Annotated in this window: 8 protein-coding genes and 1 pseudogene; 3 read left to right on the forward strand and 6 right to left on the reverse strand. The window is 69.7% G+C overall.

The features are described from left to right. Window positions 1-374, forward strand: a pseudogene (locus PSH25_RS05130) (hypothetical protein); the annotation flags it as partial. Between the two features lie 212 nt (window positions 375-586). On the opposite strand, the gene rplI reads toward PSH25_RS05130, so the two are convergent. From rplI to rpsF, 4 genes are all read right to left on the reverse strand, one after another. Beyond that, entirely contained in the window at window positions 587-1,033 is a 447-nt protein-coding gene (gene rplI, locus PSH25_RS05135) for a 50S ribosomal protein L9 (protein WP_238657908.1), read from the reverse strand. Window positions 1,034-1,047: 14 nt separating this feature from the next. After that, window positions 1,048-1,329 carry a 30S ribosomal protein S18 gene (gene rpsR, locus PSH25_RS05140; RefSeq protein WP_051723758.1) on the reverse strand — a complete coding sequence of 94 codons (282 nt, stop codon included), beginning with the start codon at window positions 1,327-1,329 and terminating at the stop codon, window positions 1,048-1,050. Next, on the reverse strand, window positions 1,329-1,865 hold the full coding sequence (locus PSH25_RS05145; RefSeq protein ID WP_181518404.1) for a single-stranded DNA-binding protein: 537 nt from the start codon (window positions 1,863-1,865) through the stop codon (window positions 1,329-1,331). The genes rpsR and PSH25_RS05145 overlap by 1 nt, the downstream gene beginning before the upstream one ends. A gap of 80 nt (window positions 1,866-1,945) precedes the next feature. Beyond that, window positions 1,946-2,236, reverse strand: coding sequence for a 30S ribosomal protein S6 (gene rpsF / locus PSH25_RS05150; protein ID WP_036391391.1), 291 nt, complete (start codon window positions 2,234-2,236; stop codon window positions 1,946-1,948). 629 nt (window positions 2,237-2,865) lie between these two features. Between rpsF and PSH25_RS05155 the strand changes: the two genes are divergently transcribed. Both PSH25_RS05155 and PSH25_RS05160 read left to right on the forward strand, forming a co-directional pair. Beyond that, a complete protein-coding gene (locus PSH25_RS05155; protein ID WP_238657909.1) occupies window positions 2,866-3,657 on the forward strand; it encodes a deoxyribonuclease IV in 792 nt (263 codons plus the stop codon). Between the two features lie 203 nt (window positions 3,658-3,860). Next, a complete protein-coding gene (locus PSH25_RS05160) occupies window positions 3,861-6,071 on the forward strand; it encodes a putative glycosyltransferase family protein (protein WP_372492723.1) in 2,211 nt (736 codons plus the stop codon). Window positions 6,072-6,185: 114 nt separating this feature from the next. On the opposite strand, the gene PSH25_RS05165 is transcribed toward PSH25_RS05160, so the two are convergent. Both PSH25_RS05165 and PSH25_RS05170 read right to left on the reverse strand, forming a co-directional pair. Then, a complete protein-coding gene (locus PSH25_RS05165) occupies window positions 6,186-7,694 on the reverse strand; it encodes a glycosyltransferase family 87 protein (RefSeq protein WP_238657911.1) in 1,509 nt (502 codons plus the stop codon). Between the two features lie 126 nt (window positions 7,695-7,820). Next, on the reverse strand, window positions 7,821-10,344 hold a 2,524-nt coding region (locus PSH25_RS05170), incomplete at its 5' end, for a transglycosylase domain-containing protein (protein WP_238657912.1).

The raw sequence follows: 10,344 nt of genomic DNA on the forward strand, positions 1-10,344 counted from the left end.
TCGAGGACGACCTGCTGGACCCGGATCCGGGTGGGTCCGTCCGGCCTCTGCTGTACACGGCCGCCTGTTATCTGGTGCCGGCGATGCTGATCTTCGTCTGGCTGTTGACGTTGGACAGCCAGGCGCCGGCTGGGTGCGTGACCGACATCAGTGGGGGCGGGTGCGAGTCGGCCCGGTCCCGCGCGTTGGAGTCACTCCTCGCCGGTTCGCCGCGCTTCGGTCTGGCGCTGGTGAGCAGTCTGGTGGTGGCGGCGCTGCTACGTCGGGTGGGTACGACGTGGCGCTCGGCGACCATCGCGGTTGCCGCCGCTGTGGTGGGCGGCGGTCTCTCCACGGTGCTGATCAGCGCGGTGACCGGCCAGCCCATCGGGTGACCTGTCTGCGGGTCGGGACCAGGCCGGGTGGGCATCGGGCCGGGGCCTCCGCAGAGCCGGTGGCGGGTCGGGGCCCCGCTGGGTGGCGGGTCGGGCACACCGGGCAGGCGGGCGGACGGGCACCTCAGCCCGGGCAGTGCGGCTTCGATGACGTACGCACGAGGGCCCGCACCGATCGCTCGGTGCGGGCCCTCGTGGTGGTGTTGCGGACGTCAGCCCTGAACGACGTTCAGGTTGAACGACGCGGTCACCTCAGGGTGCAGCTTGATCTTCACCGGGTAGGCGCCGATCGACTTGATGTGACCGGGCACCTCCAGCCGGCGACGATCGAGGACCGGGCCGCTGGCGGCCTTGACGGCGTCGACGATCTCGGCCGGGGTGACCGAGCCGAAGAGCCGTCCGCCGTCGCCGGCGCGGACCTTCAGGTTGACCTTGAGACCCTCGAGCTGAGCCTTGACCTCGTTGGCGTGGTCGAGGTCGCGGATCTCGCGGGCCCCACGGGCCCGCTTGATGACCGTGACCTGCTTTTCCGCGCCCTTGGTCCAGACGATCGCGAAGCCCTGCGGCAGCAGGTAGTTACGGCCGAAGCCGTCCTTGACCTCGACGATGTCGCCCGGGGCACCGAGGCCGGACACTTCCTGAGTCAGGATGATCTTCATATCGGTGCCTCCTCTCAGCGGGTGGTGGCCGTGTACGGCAGGAGTGCCATCTCACGGGCGTTCTTGACCGCACGGGCGATCTGCCGCTGCTGCTGCGAGGTCACGCCGGTCACCCGCCGAGCGCGGATCTTGCCGCGGTCGGAGATGAACTTGCGCAGCAGCGCGGTGTCCTTGTAATCGATGTAGGCGATCCCGTCCTTGTCGAGCGGGTTCACCTTCTTCTTGGGCTTGCGCAGTGCCGCAGCCTTGGCCGTTGCACGTGCTCCTGGTTTGCGATCGCGAGCGCTAGGCGCCATTAGAACGGTGGCTCCTCGTCAAAATTGGCGCCCGAACCGGCACGCGCGGGAGAAGGAGCAGCCGAAGCCCACGGGTCGTCGAAGTTGCCTCCGCCGCCACCCTGGTTGCCACCGCCACCGCCGCCACCGAAGCCGCCGCCGCCACCGCCGGAGCGGGACATCTTCTGCACCTTCGCCGTGGCGTAGCGCAGCGACGGGCCGATCTCGTCGACCTCAAGCTCGATGACAGTGCGCTTCTCACCCTCGCGGGTCTCGTACGACCGCTGACGCAGCCGGCCCGACACAATCACCCGAGCGCCACGCTGCAGCGACTCGGCGACGTGCTCGGCGGCCTGCCGCCACACGGTGCATGCGAGGAACAGCGGCTCGCCGTCCTTCCATTCGTTCGACGCCTTGTCCATGAAACGGGGCGTCGAAGCGACTCGGAACTTGGCGACCGCAGCCCCGGAGGGGGTGAACCGCAACTCGGGGTCATCGGTCAGATTGCCGATGACCGTGATGGTGGTGTCTCCTGCCATGACCATCTCCTCGCGCACTCAGCGTCTCGTCGTACAGGCTCGCAGAGCCGTACGACAGAGTCGCGGAGGCTGATCCGGACGAACCGGGGTTGGATGCTCTAGCGCATTTCCGGTCGGATGACCTTGGTGCGCAGCACGGACTCGTTGAGCCGGAGCTGACGGTCCAGCTCGGCCACCGCAGCAGGCGTGGCCTGCAGGTCGATGACGGCGTAGATGCCTTCGGCCTTTTTGTTGATCTCGTACGCGAGGCGCCGGCGGCCCCACACGTCGGTCTTCTCAACCGAGCCACCCGCGGTCCGAATCACGTTCAGGTACGTGTCGAGCGACGGTGCGACGGTGCGCTCCTCGAGGCTGGAGTCGAGGATGACCATTAGTTCGTAGTGACGCAAGACGTGCTCACCTCCTGTGGGCTAAGCGGCCACGGTCCTTCCGTGGCAGGAGGTCTTGTGTCGTCGTCCGCACGCGCCGAGGGAACCCGGCCGGACGCGGACAACCTGACCAGGATACCCGGTCCCAACGATCATGCCCGGAGTGGTCGGGCCCGGACCCGGACGTGCCGACGGGGGCCCACCGTCCGACCGTCAATCGGCCGATGGTGGACCCCCGTCTACGAGGCCGCGGGGCGTCCGGTCCGCATTCCTTGGGTGGGACCTGGGGAGGAACGACCACACCGATGAGGTTGGACCGAAGACGCCCCGCGGAGCTTTATCGTGTTGTTATCTGACGATACAACAGCACTCGTACCTTGTCGGGGGGAAAAGCACAATTTTCCGAGATTCGTCATCGCTCGGTAGCCGGTGTGCGATGGGGGTCGCCCCCGCTGCGCCGGGCCGCGCGGCGGGGGTGACCTCGCTGTCGGCCGCCGACCGCCGGTCGCCGGGTGCGACGCTCGCGCCGCTGGCGGCACCGGGTGCTGGTCGCCGGTTCAAAGCCATCAACGATCGTCGGTCCGTCCGGTGACGCGACACCGCCCCGGCCGTCGCCCCGCCGGTCGGGGTCGCGACGTAGGCTCGCTCGCATGCGTATCGGAGCCCACGTCGATTCGACCGACCCGCTGGCGGAGGCGGCCGCCCGGTCCGCCGACACCGTGCAGTTCTTCCTCGCCGACCCACAGGGTTGGAAGGCGCCCAAGCCTCGCGAGGACGCCGAGCGGCTGCGCGCCGCCGAGGTCGATCTCTACGTGCACGCGCCGTACGTCATCAACGTGGCCACCCTCAACAACCGCATCCGGATCCCGAGCCGGAAGCTGCTGCTCGGGCATGCCAACGCGGCCACCGCCATCGGCGCCAAGGGTTTGATCGTTCACGGTGGGCACGTCAACGCCGGCGACGACCTGGCCGTCGGCTTCGACAACTGGCGCAAGACCTTCGCGTACGCGGCGGACTCCGGCGGTTTCGGCGTACCGATCCTGATCGAGAACACCGCCGGCGGCGACAACGCCTGCGCCCGACGGCTGGACGCGCTCGCCCGACTCTGGGACGCCATCGGTGACTACGGGGTCGGCTTCTGCCTGGACACCTGCCACGCGTACGCGGGCGGCGAGGAGCTGCTCGGCCTCGTCGACCGGGTCAAGGCGATCACCGGGCGGATCGACCTGGTACATGCCAACAACTCCAAGGGCGCGTTCAACTCCGGCCAGGACCGACACGACAACCTGGGCGGCGGGACGATCGACCCGGAGCTGGTGTTGGCGGTGATCCGGGCAGCCGGCGCGCCGGTGGTCGTCGAGACACCGGGCGGTGTGACCGGCCAGGCCGCCGACATCGACTTTCTGCGTGAACAGCTCGGAGCGGAGAGCTTGGCGGCATGACGAGCGGACAGCCCGGGACCGGCAACGCGCGGCCCACCCCCACCGGCGCGGACGCCGATAGCCGACCCGACACCACGACCGCAACGGGCACCCCCACCCAGTCGGCTCGCACCCCCGACCAGGCCCCCACCCAGTCGGCTCGCACCCCTGACCAGGCCTCCGCCGAGACCACCACGGACCATCGACCATCGGGCGACGGTGGAATGACCGGAGCCGCCCCGAGCGGCGCCCCCGAGACCGACCCCGCGACGGGCGGTGCCGCCAAGACGGACGCGGCCCGGCATGGCGACAAGCAGGGCACCACGACCCAGAAGGACAACGCGGCCAAGCAGGACGCCGCGGCCCAGCAGGACGCCGCAGCCAAGCAGGATGCGGCCGAGGGCGGCACCGCAACCAGCCACAGCGACCCAGCCAAGGGCAGCCACCCAGCCAACAGCAGCGACCCGGCGAAGGGCAGCGGCGCGGCGGGTGGCAGCGGCGCGGCGGGTGGCGCGACCAAGGACGGCGACCCGGCCGGTGGCGCGACCAAGGACGGCGACCCGGCCGGTGGCGCGAGCAAGGACGGCGGCCTCGCCGAGGACGCGAAGGCGAGCGACGCCGACGGTCCGGACAAGGCCGACGGCGAGGCGAAGCCGGTCGGCCCGGAGCGTTGGGAGGCGTTCGCCTCCGCGCCGGAGCCGCGGCCCTCCATCGTCACTCGGGTGGGCCGGGCCGTCGGTCGGTTCCTGATCCACGAGTGGAGCCTGGCCTCCCTCGGTGCGTTGGCACTGGCCGTGCTGATGACGTGGCCGACGCTGCGCTATCCGCGCTACACCCTGCCGCAGGACTACTGGGACCCGAGCCTGCAGGCCTGGCAGATGGCCTGGTCCGGGCACATCCTGCTGGCCGACCCGGCGCGCCTGTGGCAGTCGAACACGTTCTTCCCCGAGCTGTGGAGCTTCGCGTTCTCCGACACGCTGCTCGGGTACGCCCCGGCCGGGATGCTCGGCAGCGGTCCCGAGGACGCCGTGCTGCGCTACAACATCATGTTCGTGCTGGCGCACGCGCTCGCCACGCTCGGGGCGTACGCGCTGGCCCGACAGCTCGGAGCCGGTCGGATCGGTGCGGCCGTCGCCGGGGTGAGCTACACCTACGCGCCGTGGCTGCTGGCCCAGGCCGGGCACCTGCACGTGCTCTCCAACGGGGGGATCCCGCTGGCGCTGGCGATGTTGGCGCGCGGGCACGGGTGGTCCCTCCGACACGGCTACCGGCCGGAGCGCCGGCACGACGGTTGGGTCTACGCCGGTTGGCTGGTGGCGGCCTGGCAGCTCAGCCTCGGTTTCGGCATCGGGCTGCCCTTCGCGTACCTCCTGGCCGGCGCGGTGCTGGTCGCTGCCGTCCTCTTCTTGGTGCGGCGGCTGCGCACCGGCCAGGCCGTTCCGTTCGGTCGCCGGTTGTTCGTCGCCGACGTGCTCGGCGGGGTGTTGTTCGCCGGTGTCGGTCTGCTGATGGCGTTCCCGTTCTTCAAGGTGACCGAGCTGCACCCGTATGCCGAGCGCACCATCGGCGACATCAGCCTTTTCTCGCCGCCGGCGACGGGCTTCGTGACGGCGCCCGGGGAGTCGCGGATCTGGGGTGGGTTGCACGAGGGAGCCCGGGCGGCACTGCCGTGGCATCCGGAGATGACCCTGCTGCCGGGCTTCGTGCTCTACGCGCTCGCCGCGGGCGGGTTGTTCTTCTCGGTCTGGCGGCTGCGGCACCGACTGCTGCTGCTCGTCGGGGTGCTGGTGACGATGGTCTTCGCGATGGGCACCCGTTTCTTCGACGGCACTTTCACCTACGTGCCGCTCTTCGAGCATCTGCCGGGCTGGAGCGGGTTGCGTACCCCCGGGCGGTTGATGCTCTGGACCACGTTGTTGCTGGGCCTGCTCGCGGCCGGCGCGGTCACCGCGCTCACCGACCGGGTCCGCGAGTTGACCGCGCAACGGATTCCGTCGTGGCCGGGGCCGTGGTTGCGGATGGCCACCCTGTTGCCGTTGCTGCTGGTCACCGTCGAGGGCTTGAACACCACCCCGCATCCGGTGGTGCCGACCCCACCGGCCGCGATGCGTACGGCGCAGGGGCCGATGCTGGTGCTGCCCAGCAATCAGAGCCTGGACCAGCATGTGATGCTCTGGTCTACCGACGGGTTTCCCGATGTGGTCAACGGCGGTAGCGGCTTCACGCCGCGCCAGCTCGACGACGTCCGTCGGGTGAGCCAGTCGTTCCCGGACCAGGCGAGCGTGGACTACCTGCGCACGCTCGGCGTCCGCACTGTGGTGCTGCTGCGCGGTCAGGTGGCTGGCACGCCATGGGAGATCAGCATCGACGCGCCGGTCGAGTCGCTCGGCATCAGCCGGCAGGAGGTCGGGGAGGCCGTCGTCTACCGCCTCTAAGGGCGGGTTTTCGGGGGAGCCCACTCGGCTCCGGGCGGTCAGGCTTGATCCCTGCGCCGGGCGGGCTCCCCCGAAAACCCTGACGTGGTGCCGGCCGCAGTCGGCCTTAGAGGGTCAGGTGGTGGGCACCGGTACGGGTGCTTGTTCGCTGGTCGTCGCGGGGCGACGCCAGCGGTCTGTCCAGGGGGCGTCCGGCGCGCCGTCGAGAACGCCGCCGTCCGGGTCGTCCGGGTAGGTGGCCCGCACCGCGTCCTGCTCGGGGTGCAGGATCTCCTTGACGACGAACACGCAGAGCACCACCACAGTGGCCAGTCGCAACGTCGAGGCCAGCACGAACACCCCCTCCGGGAACACCGGACGACTGGTTGCCGCGCCGAGCAGTTCCCCGTAGAAGGCGACGAAGTAGCAGACCTCGGCGATCTGCCAGGCCAGGAACGCGCCCCACTTCGGCCGGGCCAGCACCACCAGCGGGAGCAGCCAGAGCACGAACTGCTGGGACCAGACCTTGCTGAAGATGAGGAACGCCGCCACCACCAGGAAGCCGAGCTGGGCCAGCCGCGGTCGGCGCGGTGCCCGCAGCGCCAGCACGGCAATGCCGAGGCAGGCCAGCCCGAACAGCGCGTACGAGAGGGTGTTGAGGGTCGGGATGTTGGCGTTGAGCCACTCGAACGGGCCGAGCTTGGCGGGGTCGTTGCCGACCTTGCCGTCCAGGTAGCGCCCGATGTACCAGAGCGTGCCCCAGTCGATCGGCCGGGTGGTGTTCAGCTCGAAGAATCGGTCCCAGTTCTCCGGGTACGCCCGGGCGGCCGGCAGGTTCACCAGCACCACGGCCGCGACCGCGGTACCGATGGCGATGAGCGCGGCACGAACCCGGTTGGCCCGCAGCGCCAGGATGAGGATCGGCCCGAGCAGGAACAGCGGCCAGAGCTTCGCCGCGCCGGCCAACCCGAGCAGCACACCGGCCACCGCCGGTCGTTTTCGGGCCCAGGCCAACAGGCCGAAGGCGGCCAGCCCGATGGCGAGCAGGTCCCAGTTGACGGTGGCGGTGAGCACCAGCGCCGGGGCGAGTGCGAACAGCGCCGCGTCCCAGGGTCGTCGGCGGCGCAGCGCCAGGATCACCGCCACCGTGGCCACCGCGAGCGCGCCCAGCACCAGCGCGTTGAGGTTGTAGAACCACTGGCCCTGGTTGATGCTCGGGTCGCCGTCACCGATGGCGTGCACGGGCAGGCCCAGCGCCCCCATGAAGTAGCCGGTCAGCACCGGGTACTCGACCGGGTGGTCGCGGTAGGGCACCTTGCCCTCGTTGAGCCCTTCGGCGTAGTAGAGGGCAAGGACGTCGGTGTAGCAGAACCGGGTGTACTGGACGTTGTTCTGCCAGGCGCCGTCCTGGCAGGGCGATTTCTGCACCCAGTGCAGCGCGAGCGTGAGGCACGCCAGCGCCAGCACGATCCGCACGGCGGTCCAGAAGCGACGCTCCCGACCGGCCGGCCGGTCCAGCGCGGTCGCGTGGTCGCCGAGCGGCCCGCCGATGACGCTGGAGATGCCGCGGACGAACCCGTCGGAGCGAGACGGGTGATCAGTGGTTCCGGCGTCGTCGATGCCGGGCGTCGACTGGGTGCTCATGAAGAGGCATCCTGCCGTACGACAGGGGTGCCCGTCCCGTCCCGGCGCGGAGTTCCGGGTACGAAAACGCCGCCGCCGGCCGGGACAGGTCGTCCGGCCGGCGGCGGCGTCGTGCGCTGGTGTGGGTCAGTCCCGGTTGGGTGGCAGGCTGGGCAACAGCCCGCCGCCGCCACCACCTGTTCCGCCGCCGCCGGGATTGCCGCCGGGGTTACCACCAGGGTTACCACCAGGATTGCCGCCGGGGTTGTTGCAGAACAGGTCGATCAGCGGGTTACAGGGAGTGCCCTGGCCGGGCTGACCGCCCGGGTTGGTCGGCGGTGGCGGTGGCGGCGGCTCCTTGCCGTTGCCCTTCGTGACGTCGCCATCGCCGGTGACGTCGGGCAGGGAGATCTCCTCCTGGCCCTTGAGGGCGGTGTTCATGTACTTCTCCCAGATCGGGCCGGGGAGCGTGGAACCGCCGATGTCCTTACCGCTGGCGAGCTTGATCTGCGGCTTGTTCAGATCCCGGCTGCCCACCCACACCGCTGTGGCGATCTGCGGGGTGTAGCCGACCGTCCAGGCGTGCGCGTTGTCCTTGTCGTTGTACTCCCAGGTGCCGGTCTTGGCGGCGGCCTGGCGACCGTCTTCCAGCGAGATGTTGTTCGGCCGGGGAATCTGCTTCAGGACGCCGGTGACCTCGTCAGTGATCTTCTTGGGGATCCGCTGCTCCGGCTTGATGCGCTCGCTGCCGACCACCTTCCACTTGCCGGTGTCCTTGTCCTGCTGCTCGACCTTGACCACGAAGTGGGCCTTGATGTACTTGCCGTCGTTGGCGAACGTGGCCATGGCGTTGGCGTGGTCGAAGACGGTCAACGGGTACTTGCCGAAACCGGTGTAGTTGTCGAAAGGGGTCCGCCCCTTCTTCGACAGGTCGAAGGCCTGCGGCGGGTCGACGCCCCACATGGTGGTCACGCCCGCCTTCCGGGCCATGTCGACGACCTTGTCGGCGCCGACCGTGTCGGTGACCCAGTAGAAGGGCACGTTGTACGACTGGACCGTGGACTCTTCGAGGGTGCAGTACTTGCCGCACTTGAGGTTGGTACGGCCGGCGTTGCCGATCGCGACCTTGGAGCCCTCGGGCTTGTACGGGGTGGGGTCCCAGTGCGACTTGACGGAGATGCCGGCCTCGATCGCGGCCGCCAGGGTGTACACCTTCATCGACGAGCCCGGCGGATGACCACCGGTCAGGTTGCCGTTCTTGTCGATGTTCTTGCCGGCGTAGTCGAAGTCGGCACCGCTGTCACCGCCGTAGTAGGCGAGCACACGGCCCTTCTTCGGGTCGATCGAGACCACCGCCGCCATCAGGTTCTTCGGCTGGTCGTGGAGCTCGGAGCCCTTCTTCGACTGCATCGCGGTGTTCTCCGCGGCGGCCTGGAGCTTCGGGTCGATCGTGGTGGTGATCCGGTAGCCGCCGTCGCGCAGCGCGTCGACGCAACTCGTCTTGCCGTCCGCACCGCTGTCGGAGCAGAGGCCCATCTCGTCCATCTCTTGGCGGACGTAGTTGATGACGTTGCCGCGCGGGCTGTCGACACCGAAGCCGACGCCGTCCTTCTTGGGCGCCAGCACCTTGGGGTACTCGGTGGGCGCCGGGGGGTGGTTGGGGGAGTCCAGCCACCCCTCCTTCTTCATGCCGTCGATCACGTAGTCCCACCGCGTCTTGGCGTCGGTCGGGTTGACCGCCGGGTCGAACCCCTGGTGGGTGTCGCTCGCCACCGGCTGCTTGATCAGCGCGGCCAGGACCGCTCCCTCCGCGACGCTGAGCTTGATGGCCGGCTTGCCGAAGTAGGTCTGCGCCGCCGCCTCGATGCCGTACGCGCCGCGACCGAAGTAGATGACGTTCAGGTAGTGCTGCATGATCGTCGGCTTGTCGTACTTGTCGTTCAGCTTGGAGGCGAGGATGGCCTCCTTCACCTTCCGGCCGTACGTGTCGTCCTTGAGGTTCTCGAACGCGTTGCGGGCGTACTGCTGGGTGATCGTCGAGGCACCCTGCTTGTCGCCGTTGGAGACGTTGTTCCAGGCGGCCCGGACGATGCCCTTGTAGTCGACGCCCGAGTGCCGGTAGAAGTTCCGGTCCTCCGCTGCGGCGACCGCATCCTGCACGTGCTGCGGGATCTGCTGGATGGTCACGAAGGAGCGGTTCTCGCTGCCCAGCTTGGCGAGCTGCGTCTTGCCGTCCTTGGCGTAAACGGTGGTGGAGAGCGGCAGCGGCATCTCGTTCGGCATGACCACGTTGGTCGAGTAGTAGGTGAACCCGACCACGCCGATGCCGGCGAGCATGATGAAGACGGCCATCCCGGCGATCAGCAGGTTCATCCGCTTGCGCTTCTTCGCCCGCGCCGCGCCCGAGTCACCCGGGCCACGACCGCCCCGACCGGGACCTCCCGGCCCGCCCGGTCCGCCGGGCCCACCCGGACCGCCCGGCCCACCGGAGACCGGTGAGACGCTCGCCCGGGCGACCGCCGCACGGCCACCGACCGATGCGGAGCCCACGCTGGCCCGACCCGCCGAGGCGGTGCCGACCGAGGCCGCACCGACGGCGGCGGCACCGACCACGGCCCGACCTGCCGGTGCGCCCGGCGCCGGGGAGACGGGCACCGAGGCCCGGCAGGGG

Source organism: Micromonospora foliorum (genome assembly GCF_022229015.1).
GTDB classification, from domain to species: Bacteria; Actinomycetota; Actinomycetes; order Mycobacteriales; family Micromonosporaceae; genus Micromonospora; species Micromonospora foliorum.

Coding starts and splice junctions, on each gene's coding strand:
- PSH25_RS05155 (WP_238657909.1), top strand. CDS start 2,866: ATGCGTATCGGAGCCCACGTCGATTCGACCGACCCGCTGGCGGAGGCG.
- rplI (WP_238657908.1), bottom strand. CDS start 1,033: ATGAAGATCATCCTGACTCAGGAAGTGTCCGGCCTCGGTGCCCCGGGC.
- PSH25_RS05160 (WP_372492723.1), top strand. CDS start 3,861: ATGACCGGAGCCGCCCCGAGCGGCGCCCCCGAGACCGACCCCGCGACG.
- PSH25_RS05165 (WP_238657911.1), bottom strand. CDS start 7,694: ATGAGCACCCAGTCGACGCCCGGCATCGACGACGCCGGAACCACTGAT.
- rpsR (WP_051723758.1), bottom strand. CDS start 1,329: ATGGCGCCTAGCGCTCGCGATCGCAAACCAGGAGCACGTGCAACGGCC.